Genomic DNA, 349 nt, shown 5'->3' with positions numbered 1-349 from the left:
AAACGCTCCAGCACCACCATGCCCACGCCCTCGGACCAGCCGGCACCGTCCGCGGAGTCCGAGAACGCCTTGCAGCGGCTGTCCGGCGAGAGGGCGCCCTGGCGGGAGAACTCGACGAAGGCGGTGGGTGTGGCCATGACGGTGACGCCACCGGCGACGGCGAGTGAGCACTCGCCCGAGCGCAGCGCCTGCGCCGCCCAGTGCATGGCGACGAGCGACGACGAGCACGCCGTGTCCACGGTGACCGCCGGGCCCTCGAAGCCGAACGTGTAGGACACGCGGCCGGACGCGATGCTGCCGGCGCTGCCGTTGCCCCGGTATCCCTCGTACTGCTCGCCGGTCAGGATGC

1 protein-coding gene is annotated in these 349 nt (G+C 72.2%); it reads right to left on the bottom strand.

Translation table 11 applies throughout. The annotated features are described in order from the left end of the window. Nucleotides 1-349, bottom strand: a 349-nt coding sequence (locus tag HO151_RS02695) for a beta-ketoacyl synthase N-terminal-like domain-containing protein (protein ID WP_173894521.1), incomplete at both ends; no start/stop codon positions are given.

This window comes from Streptomyces sp. 8P21H-1, from assembly GCF_013302945.1.
The sequence above is the reverse complement of the archived record's forward strand: the minus strand, read 5'-3'. Positions and strand labels throughout refer to the sequence as shown.